This window comes from Cronobacter turicensis, from assembly GCF_041222865.1.
Lineage (GTDB): Bacteria > Pseudomonadota > Gammaproteobacteria > Enterobacterales > Enterobacteriaceae > Cronobacter > Cronobacter turicensis.
Genome location: NZ_CP165997.1, coordinates 3,597,300 through 3,617,409 on the forward strand (window position 1 = coordinate 3,597,300; position 20,110 = coordinate 3,617,409).

General features: G+C 58.0%; 19 protein-coding genes and 1 riboswitch. Of the genes, 9 read left to right on the forward strand and 10 right to left on the reverse strand.

Features of this window, described 5'->3' with window-relative positions:
• Positions 1 to 2 precede the first annotated feature (2 nt).
• From ftsL to leuO, 7 genes are all read right to left on the reverse strand, one after another.
• The gene (gene ftsL / locus AB8W27_RS17210) at positions 3 to 368 is read right to left on the reverse strand and encodes a cell division protein FtsL (RefSeq protein ID WP_007706714.1); all 366 of its coding nucleotides are present in this window, start codon (positions 366 to 368) and stop codon (positions 3 to 5) included.
• Positions 365 to 1,306, reverse strand: a complete 942-nt coding sequence (gene rsmH / locus AB8W27_RS17215) for a 16S rRNA (cytosine(1402)-N(4))-methyltransferase RsmH (protein WP_012815291.1) — start codon at positions 1,304 to 1,306, stop codon at positions 365 to 367. Before rsmH ends, ftsL begins: the two co-directional genes overlap by 4 nt.
• 3 nt (positions 1,307 to 1,309) lie before the next feature.
• Positions 1,310 to 1,768 (reverse strand): division/cell wall cluster transcriptional repressor MraZ, encoded by a 459-nt coding sequence (gene mraZ / locus AB8W27_RS17220; RefSeq protein WP_007783849.1) that lies wholly within the window; start codon positions 1,766 to 1,768, stop codon positions 1,310 to 1,312.
• A gap of 579 nt (positions 1,769 to 2,347) precedes the next feature.
• Entirely contained in the window at positions 2,348 to 3,352 is a 1,005-nt protein-coding gene (gene cra, locus AB8W27_RS17225) for a catabolite repressor/activator (RefSeq protein ID WP_004386410.1), read from the reverse strand.
• A 177-nt stretch (positions 3,353 to 3,529) separates the two neighbouring features.
• Complete coding sequence (ilvN, locus tag AB8W27_RS17230) at positions 3,530 to 4,021, reverse strand: acetolactate synthase small subunit (protein ID WP_004386411.1); 492 nt, start codon at positions 4,019 to 4,021, stop codon at positions 3,530 to 3,532.
• A gap of 2 nt (positions 4,022 to 4,023) precedes the next feature.
• The gene (gene ilvI / locus AB8W27_RS17235) at positions 4,024 to 5,748 is read right to left on the reverse strand and encodes an acetolactate synthase 3 large subunit (protein ID WP_012815290.1); all 1,725 of its coding nucleotides are present in this window, start codon (positions 5,746 to 5,748) and stop codon (positions 4,024 to 4,026) included.
• Positions 5,749 to 6,147: 399 nt separating this feature from the next.
• Positions 6,148 to 7,092 carry a transcriptional regulator LeuO gene (gene leuO / locus AB8W27_RS17240; protein WP_007767597.1) on the reverse strand — a complete coding sequence of 315 codons (945 nt, stop codon included), beginning with the start codon at positions 7,090 to 7,092 and terminating at the stop codon, positions 6,148 to 6,150.
• A 615-nt stretch (positions 7,093 to 7,707) separates the two neighbouring features.
• Here leuO and leuL point away from each other — a divergent pair.
• The 5 genes from leuL (at position 7,708) to leuD (ending at position 12,574) form a co-directional block, all read left to right on the forward strand.
• Positions 7,708 to 7,794, forward strand: a complete 87-nt coding sequence (leuL, locus tag AB8W27_RS17245; protein ID WP_105538031.1) for a leu operon leader peptide — start codon at positions 7,708 to 7,710, stop codon at positions 7,792 to 7,794.
• Between the two features lie 98 nt (positions 7,795 to 7,892).
• On the forward strand, positions 7,893 to 9,464 hold the full coding sequence (gene leuA, locus AB8W27_RS17250) for a 2-isopropylmalate synthase (protein ID WP_012815287.1): 1,572 nt from the start codon (positions 7,893 to 7,895) through the stop codon (positions 9,462 to 9,464).
• Complete coding sequence (gene leuB, locus AB8W27_RS17255) at positions 9,464 to 10,555, forward strand: 3-isopropylmalate dehydrogenase (RefSeq protein ID WP_012815286.1); 1,092 nt, start codon at positions 9,464 to 9,466, stop codon at positions 10,553 to 10,555. Before leuA ends, leuB begins: the two co-directional genes overlap by 1 nt.
• Positions 10,556 to 10,557: 2 nt before the next feature.
• Positions 10,558 to 11,958 (forward strand): 3-isopropylmalate dehydratase large subunit, encoded by a 1,401-nt coding sequence (gene leuC, locus AB8W27_RS17260; RefSeq protein ID WP_012815285.1) that lies wholly within the window; start codon positions 10,558 to 10,560, stop codon positions 11,956 to 11,958.
• 10 nt (positions 11,959 to 11,968) lie between these two features.
• A complete protein-coding gene (gene leuD, locus AB8W27_RS17265; protein ID WP_012815284.1) occupies positions 11,969 to 12,574 on the forward strand; it encodes a 3-isopropylmalate dehydratase small subunit in 606 nt (201 codons plus the stop codon).
• A 120-nt stretch (positions 12,575 to 12,694) separates the two neighbouring features.
• On the opposite strand, the gene AB8W27_RS17270 is transcribed toward leuD, so the two are convergent.
• Together AB8W27_RS17270 and sgrT are read right to left on the reverse strand one after the other, a co-directional pair.
• Positions 12,695 to 13,873, reverse strand: coding sequence for a sugar efflux transporter (locus tag AB8W27_RS17270; protein ID WP_041923189.1), 1,179 nt, complete (start codon positions 13,871 to 13,873; stop codon positions 12,695 to 12,697).
• 119 nt (positions 13,874 to 13,992) lie between these two features.
• The gene (gene sgrT / locus AB8W27_RS17275) at positions 13,993 to 14,157 is read right to left on the reverse strand and encodes a glucose uptake inhibitor SgrT (RefSeq protein ID WP_012815282.1); all 165 of its coding nucleotides are present in this window, start codon (positions 14,155 to 14,157) and stop codon (positions 13,993 to 13,995) included.
• Positions 14,158 to 14,243: 86 nt separating this feature from the next.
• Between sgrT and sgrR the strand changes: the two genes are divergently transcribed.
• The 4 genes from sgrR to thiQ all read left to right on the forward strand — a co-directional run bounded on the left by sgrR (position 14,244) and on the right by thiQ (position 19,332).
• Positions 14,244 to 15,908, forward strand: a complete 1,665-nt coding sequence (gene sgrR, locus AB8W27_RS17280; RefSeq protein WP_012815281.1) for an HTH-type transcriptional regulator SgrR — start codon at positions 14,244 to 14,246, stop codon at positions 15,906 to 15,908.
• Between the two features lie 35 nt (positions 15,909 to 15,943).
• Positions 15,944 to 16,045, forward strand: a riboswitch (TPP riboswitch).
• Positions 16,046 to 16,077: 32 nt separating this feature from the next.
• Complete coding sequence (gene thiB / locus AB8W27_RS17285) at positions 16,078 to 17,061, forward strand: thiamine ABC transporter substrate binding subunit (RefSeq protein WP_041923188.1); 984 nt, start codon at positions 16,078 to 16,080, stop codon at positions 17,059 to 17,061.
• The gene (thiP, locus tag AB8W27_RS17290) at positions 17,037 to 18,647 is read left to right on the forward strand and encodes a thiamine/thiamine pyrophosphate ABC transporter permease ThiP (RefSeq protein ID WP_012815279.1); all 1,611 of its coding nucleotides are present in this window, start codon (positions 17,037 to 17,039) and stop codon (positions 18,645 to 18,647) included. The genes thiB and thiP overlap by 25 nt, the downstream gene beginning before the upstream one ends.
• Positions 18,631 to 19,332 carry a thiamine ABC transporter ATP-binding protein ThiQ gene (gene thiQ / locus AB8W27_RS17295; protein ID WP_041923187.1) on the forward strand — a complete coding sequence of 234 codons (702 nt, stop codon included), beginning with the start codon at positions 18,631 to 18,633 and terminating at the stop codon, positions 19,330 to 19,332. The genes thiP and thiQ overlap by 17 nt, the downstream gene beginning before the upstream one ends.
• Here thiQ and AB8W27_RS17300 read toward each other — a convergent pair.
• Positions 19,326 to 20,096 (reverse strand): DedA family protein, encoded by a 771-nt coding sequence (locus tag AB8W27_RS17300; RefSeq protein WP_012815277.1) that lies wholly within the window; start codon positions 20,094 to 20,096, stop codon positions 19,326 to 19,328. The two genes, thiQ and AB8W27_RS17300, sit on opposite strands and share 7 nt — an antisense overlap.
• Positions 20,097 to 20,110 lie beyond the last annotated feature (14 nt).

Genomic DNA, 20,110 nt, shown 5'->3' on the forward strand with positions numbered 1-20,110 from the left:
CCTTATTTCTGCACCACAATATTTTCCTGCGAGGGATCGACATGCTGCATTTGCAGCTTTTCCGTTGCGACCCGTTCAACCCGGCTGTGATCGCCGAGCGCGTTTTCTTCCAGGATCAGGTTGCGCCATTCGATATCCAGCGCATCGCGTTCCAGCACCAGCTGCTCGCGCTGCGCGGTGAGCAGGCGAGTGTGGTGCGCGGTGGTGACCACAAAGATCGCGGTCACGATAATGGCGATAAACAAACAGAGCGGCAGTTTCCCGTAGCGCAGAAGATCGCCGCCGATCACAGCAGGCAGCGCATGGCGTTCCGTGCTGCTAAGCGATCCGGTTACTTTGCTGAGGGTCTCTGTCACCCGGCTTATCATGCGCCCGTCCTCTCGGCGATACGTAACACAGAGCTGCGCGCGCGCGGGTTCTCCGCCACTTCGGCCTCACCCGGCATCAGTTTGCCCAGCGCGCGAAGGTCGCGACCGCCGAGTTTCTGGAGCTGCGCTTCAGTCATCGGCAACCCTGCCGGCACCTGCGGACCGCGGCTTTGCTCACGCATAAAGCGTTTCACCAGACGGTCTTCCAGCGAGTGGAAGCTGATAACCGAAAGGCGCCCGCCCGGCGCCAGCACGTCTACCGCGCCTTTCAGCGCCTGCTCAATCTCTTCGAGTTCGCTGTTCACCCAGATGCGTACCGCCTGGAAGGTACGGGTAGCCGGGTGTTTGAACTTATCTTTGATGGGCGTCGCGGCGGCCACGACCTCCGCCAGTTCTTTGGTGCGGGTCATGGGCAGTTCGCGGTTGCGCTCGACAATGGCGCGCGCGATACGCTTAGCGAAGCGCTCTTCGCCGAAGGTTTTCAGCACCCAGGCGATATCTGCTTCTTCCGCGTTGCGCAGCCATTCGGCGGCAGATTGTCCACGGGTGGGATCCATGCGCATATCCAGCGGGCCGTCGCGCATAAAGGAAAAGCCGCGCTCGGGATCGTCAAGCTGCGGCGAGGAAACGCCGAGATCGAGAAGAATGCCGTCGATCTTGCCCTGTAGCTCGCGTTCGCGGACATAATCGCCCAGCGCCGAGAAAGGACCATGGATGATGGAGAATCGCGGATCGTCAATGGCAGCGGCCGCCGCAATCGCCTGCGGATCGCGATCGATCGCCAGTAATCGGCCTTGTTCGCCCAGCTGTGAAAGGATAAGGCGCGAGTGTCCGCCGCGGCCAAAGGTGCCGTCAATGTAAATGCCGTCCGGACGTATATTCAGGCCGTTGACGGCCTCGTCCAGGAGCACCGTCGTATGTTTATAATTTTCCATCATATTTTATAAAGACAAATCCTGCAGCCGCTCCGACAACACTTCAGAAGATGACTGCTCAGCGTCGATGTCTTCCCTGACCTGTTGATGCCAGGTCACTTCGTCCCACAGCTCAAACTTATTGAACTGCCCGACCAGCATCACTTGTTTGGTCAATCCGGCGTGTTGCCGTAAAACGGGTGCTAATAAAAGACGGCCCGCGCTGTCCATCTGGCATTCGCTGGCATGGCCCAGCAGCAGGCGCTGCACTCGCCGTTCTGCGGGGTTCATGCTCGACAGACGCGACAATTTTTGTTCGATAATTACCCATTCGGGCAGGGTATAAAGCAACAGGCAGGGATGGTGAATATCGATGGTGCAAACCATCTGGCCGGACGAGGCGTCGTTCAGTAAATCGCGATAGCGCGTCGGAACGGATAACCGCCCTTTGCTGTCGAGATTCACCAACGTTGCGCCACGAAACATTAAAGCCTCACTGAGCTCTGCCCTTTTTCACCACTTTATCCCACAAATTCCCACCCACCGGAGTTTACGGAGCGGAGGAAAAGCTTGTCAAGCCAGCACCGGGGCAGCCTTCAACAAAAGATTCGGCGCTGACAAAGAGAAAGCGGCAAATAAAATCCCTGCCATCCTGACGAGGCAAAATTAACGCTATGAATATTTGTAAGAAAAATGACGAATACACACAGGACCGTTAAAAACCACTTAATACGATCGGTGAAGAGGACTAAGTGTTGAGTTTGCGACGCGAGCGGCATTTTAAGGTAAAAGCCCTGGAGTTAACAGCGTCAGCTATGGTTTAGCGCGCTTTTCTCCGCCGTTCGGGAACCGACTGAAAATAAAACCCTTCTGCCAGCCAATTCAGAGATTGTGATGGTTACAAATTAACACACAAGAAATGATTGGTTACCACTAATACGGTACGCCGCATCGTTTCTCCGCAGTGAGAAGAACGAGTGTCAGAATGTGTAAAAATGCGCCGGAATTATCCGAATCCACAAAAAAGGCAGCCAAAGCTGCCTTTTTCTCATTTTTCTCTGAGCGTTAGCGGCGGCTTAAGCTGCCGCGACGGTAGAGATTACGGCGGATGCGGGTAAGGCCAGGCCGCGGTTTGCGCGGCTCATCAAGGCTTGCCAGCACCAGTTCGAGCACGCGCTCCGCGACATCGCGATGACGCTGCGCCACAGCCAGTACCGGACATTGCAGGAAATCGAGCAGTTCGTTGTCGCCGAACGTGGCGATAGCGAGTTCCGACGGCAGACGGCCTTCGCGCTTAAGCGTCACGTCCATCACGCCCTGTAACAAGGCGAAAGACGTGGTGAACAACGCCTGCGGCATCGGGTGCGTTTCCAGCCATTTTTCGAACAGCGCGGCGGCGGCTTCACGCTCGTAGCTGTTGGCATAAAGGAAGTGCACTTCACGCGGGTCGTCTTTCCACGCGGTGCGAAAGCCCTGCTCGCGCAAGAAACTGACTGAAAGCTCCGGCAGCGCGCCAAGATAAAGTACGGTTTCGGCCGGGAACGTGCGCAGCTCGCTTGCCAGCATCTCTGCGTCATCCTGATCGGCGCCGACGACGCTGGTGAAATGTTCGCGATCTAATGCGCGGTCCAGTGCGACAATCGGAAACGCGTCATTCGCCCAGCGCTGATAAAACGGGTGTTCAGGCGGTAAAGAGGTGGAAACAATGATGGCATCGACCTGGCGCTGAAGCAGATGCTCAATGCAGCGCATTTCGTTATCCGGCTGATCTTCGGAACACGCGATGAGGAGCTGGTATCCGCGCTGACGCGCCTGGCGCTCAAGATAATTAGCGATGCGGGTATAGCTGGTGTTTTCAAGATCGGGGATCACAAGGCCAATGGAGCGCGTTCTTCCCGCGCGCAGGCCAGCGGCGACGGCGTTCGGGTGGTAGTTATGTTCACGCACCACCGCCATCACTTTCTCAACGGTTTTATCACTCACACGGTACTGCCGGGCTTTTCCATTAATGACATAGCTCGCCGTGGTGCGCGACACGCCAGCCAGCCGCGCGATTTCATCCAGTTTCACGTTTGCCCCTTAACAAGAGTGTTACTCCATAACCTTTCAAGGGTTATAAGTTAAAATCCTTAACATCTAAGCGCAGAATAGTACCCTGAGCAACTGCTTTTGCGCGCGCCTGTCGCGCCCGCTGCAAAAAAAAGCCCGGCAGGCGCCGGGCGGATGCATAACAAGAAGGTGATACCGTTAACGCATGATCTTTTCGCCGCGCGAGAGGCCCACCACGCCGGAGCGCGCCACTTCAACGATTTTCGCCACGTCGCGGATGCTCGCGAGAAACGCGTCGAGCTTTTCGCTGGTGCCCGCCAGTTGCACGGTATAGAGCGAGGGCGTGACGTCGATAATCTGACCGCGGAAAATCTCCGCGCTGCGTTTGACCTCTTCACGTCCGTAGCCGCTTGCCTGGATTTTCACCAGCATGATTTCACGTTCGACATGCGCGCCCTGCCCCAGCTCGCTGACGCGCAGTACGTCCACCAGCTTATGCAGTTGCTTTTCGATCTGCTCAAGGACTTTTTCGTCGCCGACCGTCTGGATGGTCATCCTGGAGAGCGTCGGATCGTCGGTCGGCGCCACGGTCAGGCTTTCAATGTTATAGCCGCGCTGCGCGAAGAGCCCAATCACACGAGACAACGAGCCCGATTCGTTTTCCAGCAATACTGATAATATCCGGCGCATAATCAGGTTCTCTCCGTTTTGCTTAACCACATTTCATCCATTCCACCGCCGCGAACCTGCATCGGATAAACGTGCTCGGTCCCGTCCACGGTGACATCGACAAACACCAGCCGGTTATTGCGCACATGCTCCAGCGCCTCGCTGAGTTTGCTTTCCAGCTCTTCCGGGCGAGTGATGGAAATCCCGATGTGCCCGTAAGCCTCCGCCAGTTTGACAAAATCCGGCAGCGATTCCATATAGGACTGCGAGTGGCGGCCGGAATAGATCATATCCTGCCACTGCTTCACCATGCCCAGGTATCGGTTGTTGAGGTTAAGCACCAGCACCGGCAATTCATATTGCAGCGCGGTGGAAAGCTCCTGAATATTCATCTGGATACTGCCGTCGCCGGTCACGCACACGACGGTTTCTTCCGGTAGCGCGAGCTTCACGCCCAGCGCCGCTGGCAGGCCGAAGCCCATCGTGCCGAGCCCGCCGGAGTTTATCCAGCGGCGCGGTTTATCAAAGGTATAATGCAGCGCCGCGAACATCTGATGCTGGCCCACGTCGGAGGTGACATAGGCATCGCCGTTGGTCAGGCGATAGATCGTTTCGATGGCCGCCTGCGGTTTAATGCTGCCGCTTTCGCGGTCATAATTGAGGCACTGACGGGCGCGCCACTGCTCAATGTGCTGCCACCAGTCGCGAATATCGTCCAGCGGCTGCTGGCTCTCTTCCTGGCCCAGCAACTCCAGCATCTGGTTCAGCACCTGCCGCGCGTCTCCCACAATCGGCACATCCGCCGCCACGGTTTTGGAAATCGACGTCGGATCGATATCGATATGCAGCACGGTGGCGTTCGGGCAGTACTTCGCAAGATTGTTGGTGGTGCGATCGTCAAAGCGCACGCCAACCGCGAAAATGACATCCGCATTGTGCATCGTCATGTTCGCTTCGAAGGTGCCGTGCATCCCGAGCATCCCCAGCGCCTGTCGGTGCGTACCCGGAAACGCGCCCAGTCCCATTAATGAAGAGACCACCGGCACGTTGAGCTTTTCCGCCACCGCGCGCAGTTCGTTCTCACAGGCCGCGGTAATCGCGCCGCCGCCGACATACATAACCGGCTTTTTCGCGGCAATCAGGGTTTGCAGGGCGCGTTTGATCTGCCCTTTATGCCCCTGCGTCGTCGGGTTATAGGAGCGCATGCTGACGGTTTCCGGCCAGACATACGGCAGTTTTTTCGCCGGGTTGAGAATATCTTTCGGCAAATCGACTACTACCGGGCCCGGTCTACCGCTGGCGGCAAGCCAGAACGCCTTCTTCAGTACCGTCGGGATATCTTCGGTTTGCTTCACCAGGAAACTGTGCTTCACCACCGGGCGGGAGATCCCCACCATGTCGCACTCCTGGAAAGCGTCATAACCAATCAGCGAGGTCGCCACCTGGCCTGACAGCACCACAAGCGGAATGGAGTCCATGTAGGCAGTAGCAATACCGGTAATCGCGTTGGTCGCGCCAGGGCCTGAGGTCACCAGCACCACGCCCACCTCGCCGGTCGCGCGCGCCAGACCATCTGCCATATGCACTGCGGCTTGTTCATGGCGCACCAGCACATGATCAATCCCGCCAACGGTATGTAGCGCGTCATAAATATCGAGCACCGCGCCACCGGGGTAACCGAATACTTGCTTTACGCCCTGATCGATAAGCGATCGGACGACCATCTCGGCTCCAGACAACATCTCCATGGTTTGCCTCCAGGCTTTTGTTTACGGACTGACGGCAGAAGTCATTTTCCGCACGGTCACTGGTACAGGTGTGATGTCCTGTCGTTAATTATCGTTATAGGTTCTCCCTAACATAACCGCTGAAAATGAGGCAGGCAATTAGCAATCGGCAGCCGTCGGGCGCGCTAAATTGTCGCGCGGCGCTGTAGAAAAGCGATTAAACGGAGAGATATGCTGAATATAAGCGGCGCTTATGACCGTTAATTTCGCATCGCCCATTTCTGACAGTGATAAATCAAAAAATCGGAAGGTAACGCGATGTGCCGGAAGGCTGGGGATGACAACAGAATAAAATATCAGAAAAGGGTGAATAAACAGAAAAACGGGCGGCTAACGCCACCCGCTGTTTTTTTCTCGCCATTAACGCCGACAGACGTTCGATAACAGCTCCTCCATCCACTGATGGCCCTTATCGCGCCCGGCTGCTTCATGCCAGGAGAGATAACAGGTGCGGCTGTTTAATTTAAACGGCAACGGCATGATTTGCAGTTGCAGCGCTTGCTCATAATCCTGCGCGAGCCAGCGCGGAGCAATAGTAATCAGATTCGTGCGAGACACGACATTTAATACGCTGGTCATCGCCATTCCCTGATAAGCGATGGCGGATTGTTTTTCCGCGGTGTCATACCACGGCAGGCTGAAAGAACTAAAACGATCTAACGCCACCACGGCATGTTGTTCTTTAAAAACTTCACTTTCGCGTAACAGGTTATCTTTACGCGGATGGCTCTTGCTGCTCACCAGCACCATTTCATCTTTAAATAGGGGAACGCAGGTAAACTCGGGGCGGCGGAATTCGTCATAACCAATGACGAATTCCGTCTCCTGGTAGCGCAGCTGATGTTCGATATTCTGATTTAGCGATGATTTAAATACTAAATGTATATTGGGTGCGATATTCATTACGCTGTTGTAAATAATCGACGTCAGCAGATTATCCAGCGGACTGCACACGCAGAGATTAAACAGCCTTTCGCTACTGAGCGGCTCGAATCCTGAGCCCGGCAATTCATTTTGCACCAACTGAAGCGCCTGACGAATCGACCCGAACAGCTGACAGGCCCGGACCGTGGGCTGAATGCCGCGCCCGTAGCGTACAAATAATTCGTCATTAAACATCACTTTAAGGCGCGCCACTGCGTTACTGACGGCGGGCTGAGACATCCCCAGCATATGCGCGGCGCGGGTAATATTTTGTTCCTGCATTACCGCATCAAAAACCGTCAATAAATTCAGATCGACCGTGCGTAATTGAGGTTTCAGCCCTTCAGGTGCGGGTGAGTGTTCAATATGATCACCAGACATAATTTACTCCACTGATACATTATTCCCTTTGCATGCATTACCCAGAACATTCCGTTTATCTTGTAGCAATCTCAGGCAAAAGAGGAGGTTTAAAAATTCATAAAACGTAACTATTAAGAAATAAAAGATCATTAATGGACAATAAAATAAATCTCCTGATACTTTTGGACTTTTATTATCACGCCACTTTTCTTACAGCGTGATCAAATCATAAAAAAGACGAATAAACAATAATTCACTTTATGAATTATCAATTAAGTTTTCGTAAACGCTTCACTTTTTTCACAATTGAGACCGTATATTTTGAAATATGACGTCTCAAAAACGCTCACGGAACCCAACGGGATCTCAATTAATTGATATGACGAATAATTTAACGCAATAAAATTGCTAAAAAGGCACCAAAAATGCGCCCCTTTACGATATCAATACTTACGCTGCGCTTAACTTATACAGATGTTTTATATAATACCGTTTACTTAGCATAATCCACTAAATCCGCATCTGGCGGGGCGCCAGCGAGATAACTGTAGAATTCCGGACAGGGGGTTGACATGGCCTGTGCTATCAAGTACCACTAAAAGTCTCTTAACGCATTTATTCGGGACGTGAGTCATGATTCGCATCGTTCGTTTTACTGGTCTACTACTACTAAACGCATCTTCAGTGCGCGGTAGACTGGTGCGCGACGTACGGCGATAACGCTTGAGTCAGGTCATCAGAAATACGAAAACCCGCGCCGCTGCGCGGGTTTTTTTATGCTCACGCAAGGCGCCCCAGGACAAATAAGGACACCAACCATGAGCCAGCAAGTCATTATTTTTGATACCACATTGCGTGACGGTGAGCAGGCGCTCCAGGCGAGCCTGAGCGTAAAGGAAAAACTGCAAATCGCGCTGGCGCTTGAGCGCATGGGTGTCGATGTCATGGAAGTCGGTTTTCCGGTCTCTTCGCCGGGCGATTTCGAATCGGTGCAAACTATCGCCCGCCAGGTCAAAAACAGCCGCGTCTGCGCGCTGGCCCGGTGCGTGGAAAAAGATATCGACGTGGCCGCCGAATCCCTGAAAATCGCCGAGGCGTTTCGTATTCACACCTTTATCGCCACTTCACCGATGCACATCGCCACCAAACTGCGCAGTACGCTGGATGAAGTGATTGAGCGCGCCGTCTATATGGTAAAACGCGCCCGCAACTATACCGACGACGTTGAATTCTCCTGCGAAGACGCGGGCCGCACCCCGATTGCGGACCTGGCGCGCGTCGTGGAAGCCGCCATCAACGCAGGCGCCACTACTATTAATATTCCGGATACCGTCGGCTACACCCTGCCCTTCGAATTCAGCAACATCATCAGCGGCCTGTATGAGCGCGTACCAAACATCGACAAAGCGATTATCTCCGTTCATACCCATGACGATCTGGGCATGGCCGTCGGCAATGCCCTGGCCGCCGTGCAGGCGGGCGCGCGTCAGGTGGAAGGCACGTTAAACGGCATCGGCGAACGCGCGGGCAATTGTGCTCTGGAAGAGGTCATCATGGCCATCAAGCTGCGCCAGAACCTGATGAACGTCCACACCCGCATTAACCACCAGGAGATCTGGCGCACCAGCCAGACCGTCAGCCAGATCTGCAACATGCCGATCCCGGCGAACAAAGCGGTGGTCGGCTCCGGCGCCTTTGCGCACTCTTCCGGCATCCATCAGGACGGCGTCCTGAAAAACCGTGAAAACTACGAGATCATGACGCCGGAATCCATCGGCCTGAATCAGGTGCAGCTGAACCTGACCTCCCGCTCCGGCCGTGCTGCCGTTAAGCACCGTATGGAAGAGATGGGCTACCACGAAAACGACTACAACCTGGACGACCTGTACGACGCCTTCCTGAAGCTGGCGGACAAAAAAGGCCAGGTATTTGATTACGATCTGGAAGCGCTGGCCTTTATCAATAAACAGCAGGAAGAGCCGGAGCATTTCCGTCTGGAATACTTCAGCGTGCAGTCCGGCTCCAGCGCCATGGCGACCGCGTCTGTGAAACTGGCCTGCGGCGAGGAGATCAAAGCCGAAGCCGCTAACGGCAACGGCCCGGTCGACGCGGTTTATCAGGCTATCAACCGCATTACCGACTACGACATCGAGCTGGTGAAATACCAGTTAGGCGCGAAAGGCCACGGCAAAAACGCGCTGGGCCAGGTAGATATCGTGGTCAGCTATAACGGCCGCCACTTCCACGGCGTGGGTCTGACGACCGATATCGTCGAATCCTCCGCCCGCGCGATGATCAACGTGCTGAACAACATCTGGCGCGCCGGCGAAGTCGAGAAAGAGTTGCAACGAAAAGCACAGAATAAAGAACACAATCAGGAAACCGTGTGATGTCTAAAAATTATCATATTGCAGTTTTGCCGGGCGACGGTATTGGCCCGGAAGTGATGGCGCAAGCCCTGAAAGTACTGGATGCCGTTCGTGGTCGTTTTGATATGCGTATCACCACCAGCCACTACGACGTTGGCGGCATCGCCATCGATCGCCACGGCAACCCGCTGCCGCAGGCGACCGTAGAGGGCTGCGAGCAGGCCGATGCCATCCTGTTTGGCTCGGTCGGCGGCCCGAAGTGGGAAAACCTGCCCCCGGCACAGCAGCCGGAGCGCGGCGCGCTGCTGCCGCTGCGTAAACATTTCAAGCTGTTCAGTAACCTGCGTCCGGCGAAGCTCTACCAGGGCCTGGAAGAATTTTGCCCGCTGCGCGCCGATATCTCCGCCAACGGCTTTGATATCCTTTGCGTGCGCGAGCTGACCGGCGGCATCTACTTCGGCCAGCCGAAAGGCCGCGAAGGCAGCGGCATGCATGAAAAAGCGTTCGACACCGAGGTCTATCACCGTTTTGAAATCGAACGCATCGCACGCATCGCGTTTGAGTCGGCGCGCAAACGTCGTAATAAAGTCACCTCGATTGATAAAGCGAACGTGCTGCAAACGTCGCTGCTGTGGCGTGAAATCGTCAATGAAATTGGCAAAGAGTATCCGGACGTCGAACTGACGCACATGTACATCGACAACGCCACCATGCAGCTGATTAAAGATCCGTCGCAGTTTGACGTGCTGCTCTGCTCTAACCTGTTTGGCGATATTCTCTCTGACGAGTGCGCCATGATTACCGGCTCAATGGGGATGCTGCCTTCCGCAAGCCTCAACGAGCAGGGCTTTGGCCTGTACGAACCGGCAGGCGGCTCCGCGCCGGATATCGCCGGGAAAAACATCGCCAACCCGGTGGCGCAGATCCTCTCGCTGTCTCTGCTGCTGCGCTACAGCCTGGAAGCCGACGACGCGGCGACGGCGATTGAAAACGCGATCAACCGCGCGCTGGAAGAAGGCGTGCGCACCGGCGACCTGGCCCGCGGCGGCCAGGCTGTCAGCACTGATGAAATGGGCGATATCATTGCCCGCTATGTGGCCGAAGGGGTGTAACCATGGCAAAGACCTTATATCAGAAGCTGTTTGACGCTCACGTGGTTCATGAGGCCCCGAACGAAACGCCGCTGCTCTACATCGACCGTCATCTGGTGCATGAAGTGACGTCGCCGCAGGCGTTTGACGGCCTGCGCGCCCATGGCCGCCCGGTGCGCCAGCCGCGCAAAACGTTCGCCACCATGGATCACAACGTCTCCACCCAGACCAAAGATATCAATGCGTCCGGCGAAATGGCCCGCATTCAGATGCAGGAGCTGATTAAGAACTGCAACGAATTCGGCGTCGAACTGTATGATCTGAACCACCCGTATCAGGGCATCGTGCATGTAATGGGGCCGGAGCAGGGTATTACCCTGCCGGGCATGACCATCGTCTGCGGCGACTCCCACACCGCCACCCACGGCGCCTTCGGTGCGCTGGCGTTCGGTATCGGCACCTCAGAAGTGGAGCATGTGCTGGCGACGCAAACCCTCAAACAGGGCCGCGCGAAGACCATGAAAATCGAGGTCAACGGCCGCGCAGCACCGGGCATCACCGCGAAAGATATCGTTCTGGCGATCATCGGTAAAACCGGCAGCGCAGGCGGCACCGGCTATGTGGTGGAATTCTGCGGCGACGCTATCCGCGCGCTGAGCATGGAAGGCCGTATGACGCTGTGCAACATGGCGATTGAAATGGGCGCCAAAGCGGGCCTGGTCGCGCCGGACGACATCACGTTTAATTATGTCAAAGGCCGTCTGCATGCGCCGAAAGGCCAGGATTTCGACGACGCCGTGGCGTACTGGAAAACCCTGAAAACCGACGACGGCGCGCAGTTCGATGCGGTCGTGACGCTCAATGCCGAAGAGATCGCCCCGCAGGTGACCTGGGGCACCAACCCCGGCCAGGTTATCGCCGTAAGTGACGCCATTCCCGATCCGGCCTCGTTCGCCGATCCGGTCGAGCGCGCCTCTGCGGAGAAAGCGCTGGCCTATATGGGGCTTAAACCCGGCGTGCCGCTGACCGATGTAGCTATTGATAAAGTGTTTATTGGTTCCTGCACCAACTCGCGTATCGAAGATCTGCGCGCCGCGGCAGAAATCGCCCGTGGCCGTAAAGTGGCGCCGGGCGTTCAGGCGCTGGTGGTGCCAGGCTCAGGCCCGGTGAAAGCGCAGGCGGAAGCCGAAGGGCTGGACAAAATTTTCATCGAAGCCGGTTTTGAATGGCGTCTGCCGGGCTGCTCAATGTGCCTTGCGATGAACAATGATCGCCTGAACCCGGGCGAGCGCTGCGCCTCGACCAGCAACCGTAACTTTGAAGGCCGTCAGGGCCGCGGCGGACGCACGCACCTGGTCAGCCCGGCGATGGCCGCCGCCGCCGCCGTTACCGGTCATTTCGCCGATATCCGTAGTCTGAAATAAGGGGAACCCCATGGCAGAGAAATTTACCCAACACACCGGTCTGGTGGTTCCGCTGGATGCGGCGAATGTGGATACCGATGCGATTATCCCGAAGCAGTTCCTGCAAAAGGTGACGCGCACCGGCTTCGGCGCGCATCTGTTTAACGACTGGCGTTTTCTCGATGACAAAGGCGAGCAACCGAATCCGGAATTCGTCTTGAATTTCCCGGAATATCAGGGCGCGTCTATCCTGCTGGCGCGTGAAAACTTCGGCTGTGGCTCCTCGCGCGAGCATGCCCCGTGGGCGCTGACCGATTACGGTTTTAAAGTGGTGATTGCGCCGAGTTTCGCCGATATTTTCTACGGCAACAGCTTTAACAACCAGCTGCTGCCGGTGACGCTCAGCGATGAAGAAGTGGATGAAATGTTTGCGCTGGTGAAGGCGAACCCTGGCATTCGCTTTGAAGTGGATCTGGAAGCGCAGGTGGTGAAAGCGGGCGGGAAGTCTTACAGCTTTAGCATCGACGCGTTTCGTCGCCACTGTATGCTGAACGGACTGGACAGCATCGGTCTGACGTTGCAGCACGACGACGCCATCGCGGCGTATGAGAAAAAACAGCCCGCGTTTATGGGGTGAGTGTTTTGCGGCATCTTTAGTGACTACGGCGGGTGCGCTGCGCTTACCCGCCCAACAAACGCTTAAACGTATTTTTTGTAGGGCGGGTAAGCGCAGCGCACCCGCCATCAAACCATCGCCTTAAACGTCCTTCACCCTGCTCGTCAGCCACAGCGCCACCAGCGCTATCCCGGCAATCACCGGGTATACCGCGTAATGCCCGAAGCTCTCCACAAGCGCCCCCTGCGCCACGCCCGCCAGAATCACCCCTGTCGAAATACTGTTGCTGAACAGCGTGGTGGCGGAACCGGCGCGCCCCGGCATCAGATCCTGGAACCAGATCATCCCAAGCCCGGCGACAATCCCGATAAACAGCGCGTTAAACAGCTGCAACCCCAGCAGCGCCTCGCGGCTGTGAAAGAGATTAAGCCCGGCGTAAAACAGCACGCCTGCGCCCACCGCCACCAGCATCATCGGCTTCTTACCGAACCGCTTCACGTAAAAACCGGCCAGCAGCATCGCCGGGATCTCAAGCCCTGCCGCAGTGCCCATCAACACGCCCGCGAGGCTCTCGGGCAGCGCCAGCTCCTGGCTCACCCACAGCGGCATATCGATGATATACATCGTATTGCAGGTCCACATCAGCACCGAGGCGATAAACAGCATCCGCACATTCTTGTCTTTCCAGCCGCTGACCTGCGTCAGCGCCACGTCGGCGGGCTGCTCAATGCGCGCCACCGACGGCAGCGCGAAAAAGATAATCACCAGGCTCAGGATAAAAATCCCGGCGGCGATTAAAAACATCGTGGTAAAGCCGAAGCTCAGCGCCAGCATAAACGACAGCGGCGGCCCGATAACCCAGGCAAGCGACAGCTGGGCGCGCATCACCGAGCTGAACATCACCGCCTCGCGGGCGGAGTTATCGGCATACTCGCGCGCCAGCGCGAAAAGCTGCGGCATGGCGGTATTCGCAAGCGACGCCAGCAGCACGCCTGCGGTAATCAGCGTCAGATAGTGACGGTTAAAAGCAAACAGGACGCAGTTGCCGACCGCCATCATGCAGCAAAAAAGAATCAACTTGCGCCGGTCGCCCCGGCTGTCGGAACGCTTCGCCAGCAACAGGCTGACCGCGATCCCGGCGATGGCGTTTACCGTATAAAACAGCCCCACCCAGAACGGCGGCGCGCCCACTTCGCGGCTTAAAAACAGGCTCAGCGTCGGCGCCTGTAGCGCGCCCGCCACCCCCATCATAAAGGCGACGACCATAAAGGAGAGATAGACGACATTAAGACGTCGGACAAACGTAAGAAACCACAACATCAGGCGCATCCTTTCATGTGGGGCGGGCGAAGACGTGTTCATGATAGACGAAAAAAGCCAGCAGTAGCACACTGCTGGCGGGTGAAAAGCACCAATACTCAGTTACACGTGATGTCCGCTTAGCGGCGTTTAAACGTCATCGGGAGTGTCACATCCCACTGCATGATCTCATCCAGCATTCGTTGCGGCGTTTTACCGTTCAGGCGGGCCAGCCATGAGCGGGAAAGACGTTGCGTTGCACTGAAATACTGCTGATAAAACCTGCTTGTTGACGACATTTCCATAAGCCCCTCCGCTTTCATCGAAGAGAAGTATTGCCGTAATATAGGGAATATTAAATTGATGAGTTTCCGGCAGGAGTTCCCCTTTTATGCCTTCAGGTCGTCTGCAACAGCAATTTATCCGCCTGTGGCAATGCTGCGACGGTAAGCCCCAGGACACCACGCTGAACGAACTGGCCGAGCTGCTGAGCTGCTCGCGCCGCCACATGCGCACGCTGCTGAACGCCATGCAGGCGCGCGGCTGGCTGACGTGGGAAGCCGAAGCCGGGCGCGGCAAGCGCTCCAGGCTACGTTTCCTTTATACCGGTCTCGCGCTCCAGCAGCAGCGGGCGGAGGATCTGCTGGAGCAGGACAGGATTGATCAGCTGGTGCAGATCGTCGGCGACAAATCCGCAGTGCGCCAAATGCTGCTCTCGCACCTGGGCCGTAGCTTCCGCCAGGGACGCCATATTCTGCGCGTGCTCTACTACCGCCCGCTGCAAAACCTGTTGCCCGGCAGCGCGTTGCGCCGTTCAGAAACCCACATCGCCCGGCAGATTTTCAGCGGGCTGACGCGCATAAACGAGGAAAACGGGGAACTGGAAGCCGATATCGCACACCACTGGCAACAGATTTCCCCTTTTCACTGGCGCTTTTTCTTACGCCCCGGTATCCATTTTCATCATGGCCGCGAGCTCGACATGCTTGATGTCATCAGCTCGCTACAGCGCATCTGCGCCCTGCCGCTCTATGCGCATATCCGCCAGGTGACTTCCCCCACGGCCTGGACGCTGGATATTCACCTGAGCGAGCCGGACGACTGGCTGCCGTGGCTGATGGGCAGCGTGCCTGCGATGATCCTGCCGCGGGAGTGGCCGGAACTGCCGAAATTCGCCAGTCAGCCCGTCGGCACCGGTCCTTACGCGGTGGTACGCAATAACAGCAACCAGCTTAAGATCCACGCCTTCGATGACTACTTCGGTTACCGGGCGCTGATTGATGAGGTCAACTTCTGGGTGCTGCCGGAGATAGGCGAGGAACTGAGCTGCGCCGTTCAGCTTGAGGGTCCGACGCGCGACGCCGACGAAAAAGCCGTGGAGAGCCGCCTCGAAGAGGGCTGCTACTATCTGCTATTTGATTCCCGCTCGCGCGTCGGCGCCATGCCGGAGGTGCGCCGCTGGATAAGCTCGCGCTTTACGCCCGCCCGCCTGCTGCACCGCGCCGCGCCGCAATATCAGCGCATCTGGTTTCCGGCTTACGGCCTGCTGCCGCGCTGGCACCACGCGCCGCAAATCCCTGAAGCGCAGAAACCCGCCGGGCTGGAGCGCCTGACGCTCACCTTCTATGGCGACCATATTGAAAACCGCATTATCGGCGCGCTGCTGCGCGATATTCTGGCGCAGGATCAGGTCGAGCTTGAGCTGCGGGAAGTGAGCTATGAAGAGTGGTATCAGGGAGACATCACCAGCGATCTGTGGCTTAACAGCGCCAACTTTACGCTGCCGCTCGATTTCTCGCTGTTCGCCCACCTGTGCGAAGTGCCGCTGATTCAGCACTGCATCCCGCTCGACTGGCAGGGCGACGCGCAGCGCTGGCGTACCGGCGCGCTGAACCTGCCGCAGTGGTGCCGCACCATGCTGGAGCGTCAGGACATTCTGCCGCTGATCCACCACTGGCTGATGCTCCAGGGCCAGCGCAGTATGCGCGGCGTGCGGATGAACACGCTCGGCTGGTTTGATTTTAAATCCGCCTGGTTTGCGCCGCCCGAGCCGTAACCCTTTCGCAACATTACGCAAATCATTACAATGGGCCGTTCTCAACGGGGTGCTGCCGGCTGACCGGTGCGCTGAGATAATACCCGTCGAACCTGATCCGGATAACGCCGGCGAAGGGATTTGAGGCTACTGCTCAAAATCCTTTGCCCCCATTTGATAAAGGTGCAAAGTGTTAAAAAAACTGCTTCCCCTGCTGGCGCTCGTCGCCGCTCCGGCTTTCGCCAAACCCGTTCTGACCGTCTACACCTACGACTCCTTCTCCTCGGAGTGGGGCCCTGGCCCGAAAATTAAAACCGCCTTTGAAGCCGACTGCGGCTGCGAGCTGAAATTCGTGGCGCTGGAAGATGGCGTCTCGCTGCTGAATCGCCTGCGCATGGAAGGTAAAAACAGCAAAGCCGATGTGGTGCTGGGCCTTGATAACAACCTGCTTCAGGCCGCGACCGCGACCGGGCTGTTCGCGAAGAGCGGCGTTCCGGCGAATGACGTCAACGTGCCGGGCGGCTGGAACAACGACACCTTTGTGCCGTTCGACTACGGCTGGTTCGCCTTCGTCTATGACAAAACTAAACTGAAAAACCCGCCGAAAAGCCTGAAAGAGCTGGTGGAAAGCGATCAGAAATGGCGCGTTATCTATGAAGATCCGCGCACCAGCACGCCGGGGCTGGGCCTGCTGCTGTGGATGCAGAAAGTTTACGGCGATAAAGCGCCGGACGCCTGGCAGAAGCTCGCCGCGAAGACCGTCACCGTCACTAAAGGCTGGAGCGAAGCCTACGGCCTGTTCCTCAAAGGCGAAGGCGATCTGGTGCTGAGCTACACCACCTCCCCCGCCTACCACATCATTGAAGAGAAAAAAGAGAACTACGCGGCGGCGAACTTCAGCGAAGGCCACTATTTGCAGGTGGAAGTCGCCGCGCGCACCGCCGCCAGCAAACAGCCTGCGCTGGCGGAAAAATTCCTGAAGTTCATGGTTTCGCCCGCATTCCAGAATGCGATCCCCGCAGGCAACTGGATGTACCCGGTGACCAACGTCGCCTTGCCGGAAGGGTTTAACGCCCTGACCCGGCCGCAGACCACCCTGCAATTTACCTCACAGGATGTCGCCACACAGCGAGCGCAATGGACGAGTGAATGGCAACGCGCCGTGAGCCGCTGATCCCAGGCTGGCTCTGGCCCGGCCTCATCGCCGCCTTGCTAATGGCGGCGGTGGCGCTGGCGGCGTTCGCGGCGCTCTGGACGCACGCGCCCCACACCGAGGTACGCGCGCTGCTGCACGACAGCTATCTGTGGCACGTGGTGCGCTTCTCGTTCTGGCAGGCGTTTCTCTCCGCCCTGCTTTCCGTCGTGCCCGCTATTCCACTCGCCCGCGCGCTCTACCGCCGCCGCTTTCCGGGGCGGCGAACGCTGCTGCGCCTGTGCGCCATGACGCTGATCCTGCCGGTGCTGGTGGCGATTTTCGGCCTGCTCAGCGTCTACGGGCGCAGCGGCTGGCTTGCCGCGCTCTGCGCGACGCTCGGCATCGAATGGACGTTCTCGCCTTATGGTTTGCAGGGCATCCTGCTGGCGCACCTCTTTTTTAATATGCCGATGGCGACCCGCCTGCTGTACCAGACGCTGACGCAGATCCCCGGCGAACAGCGCCAGCTCGCCGCGCAGCTCGGCATGCGCGGCTGGGATTTCTTCCGGCTGGTGGAGTGGCCCTGGCTGCGCCGCCAGATCCCGCCGGTGGCGGCGCTGATTTTTATGCTGTGCTTCGCCAGCTTCGCGACGGTGCTGGCGCTTGGCGGCGGGCCGCAGGCCACCACCATTGAGCTCGCCATCTACCAGGCGCTGAGCTATGACTACGATCCGGGCCGCGCGGCGCTGCTGGCGCTTATCCAGATGGGCTGCTGCCTGTCGCTTATCCTGTTAAGCCAGCGGCTCAGCAAGGCGATCCCGGTCGGCGCGACGCTGGTGCGCGGCTGGCGCAACCCGGAGGATTCGTGGCGCAGCAAACTCATCGATTCCCTGCTGATTACCGGCGCGCTGCTGCTTCTCCTGCCGCCCCTCCTGGCGGTGCTGGTTGATGGTTTACGCGGCGACATCGGCCACGCGCTGGCCGATCCGGCGCTGTGGGGCGCGCTCTGGACGTCGCTGCGCATCGCGCTCTGCGCGGGGGCGCTGTGCGTTATCCTGACCATGATGCTGCTCTGGAGCACGCGCGAGCTGTACCTGCGACACCGCCGTCTCGCCGGGCAAAGCCTGGAGCTCTGCGGCGTGCTGATCCTCGCGATGCCGGGCATTGTACTGGCGACCGGTTTTTTCCTGTTGCTCAATGCCACCGTCGGGCTGCCGGAACGCGCCGATGCGATAGTGATTTTCACCAACGCCCTGATGGCAATCCCTTACGCGCTAAAAGTGCTTGATAACCCGATGCGCGATATCGCCGCGCGTTACGGCGCGCTCTGCGCCTCGCTTGAGATGCGCGGCCTGAACCGGCTGCGGCTGGTGGAGGCCCGCGCGCTGCGGGTGCCGCTCGCCCAGGCGATGGCGTTCGCCTGCGTATTATCCATTGGCGATTTCGGCGTCGTAGCGCTGTTTGGCAATGAGGATTTCCGCACGCTGCCCTTTTATCTCTACCAGCAGATCGGCGCCTACCGTAGCGATGCGGGCGCCGTCACGGCGTTGCTTCTGCTGCTGCTCTGTTTCCTGCTGTTCACCTTGATTGAAAAACTTCCGGGGCGCCATGCTGACACTGACTGATCTCACCTGGCTGTATCACCATCTGCCGATGCGCTTTACGCTGGACGTGCGCGACGCTGAACGGGTCGCGGTGCTGGGACCAAGCGGCGCGGGCAAAAGCACGCTGCTTAACCTGATCGCCGGGTTTCTCGCGCCTGACAGCGGCACGCTCAGTATCAACGGGGCGGATCACACCCGCACGCCGCCGTCACAACGCCCGGTGTCGATGCTGTTTCAGGAAAATAATCTGTTTAACCATCTGACGGTGCGCCAGAACATTGCGCTCGGGCTCTCGCCCGGCCTGCGGCTGAACGCGCAGCAAAAGCGTGAGGTGGAGGCGATAGCCGACAACATGGCGATTGGCGATCTGCTGGAGCGGCTGCCGACCGCGCTCTCTGGCGGCCAGCGTCAGCGGGCGGCGCTGGCGCGCTGTCTGGTGCGAAAGCGTCCGGTTCTGCTGCTTGATGAGCCGTTCTCCGCGCTCGATCCGGCGCTGCGTCAGGAGATGCTGACGCTGCTGGAGCAGATATGCGAAGAGGAAGGCACCACGCTACTCATGGTCTCGCACAGCGTGGAAGATGCGGCGCGTATCGCCGCGCGCAGTCTGGTGGTCGTTGAAGGACATATCGTCTGGGACGGCCCCACCGCGCAGTTGCTGAGCGGCGAGACCAGCGCGTCGGCGCTGCTCGGCATTACGCCTCACTGAGCGCCGGTCACCACTTTCCACAGAATACTGCGATAAACCGGCATCAGCGGGTGGCTCTGAATGGCGAACAGCGCCGCCGCCGCCGCCACGGCCACGCCGGGCGCCAGCCAGTGCAGACGCCCGCGCGGCAGATAGCGCGTGAGGCGGTCTTGCGTTTTGCCGCTGCGCCACCAGCGCCAGAGCAGCCACGCCGCCAGCCAGACCAGCAACGCCACGCCGCCGAGCAGCCATTTAAATGCGGCGCTTTTCATCTCCGGCGGAATGTCGATAGCGGCGCCCGCGAGGATCCCCGGCAGAAAGTAAAACGGCGGCCAGAGCAGGCAACCGACGATATTCGGCGCGAGGAATTTCCGCACCGGCAGGTCAAGCATCCCTGCCACCATCGGCACCAGCGGACGCGTCGGCCCGACAAAACGCCCGACGAGTATGGTAAACATGCTGTGCTGATGCAGCGCGTGTTCGGTTTTATCGAGCAACGCTTTATGTTTTTTGAGGAATGCCCAGCGATGCAGCGGCTTTTTAAAGCGCCAGCCGAGCCAGAACGAGATCCAGTCGCCGAGCAGGCAGCCAATAATTCCCACGGCCCAGGCCTCATAGAAATTGACCTCGCCGCTGCCGATAAGCGCGCCCAGGGCGGCCATCAGCACGGTGCCGGGCAGCAACAGCCCGACCAGCGCCAGGGATTCGAGGAACGCTACCAGCGCAATAGCAATCAGCGAATAGGCGACTGACTGAGTGATAAAGTGTTCCAGAAAGGCTTCCATAACGCATCCGGTAA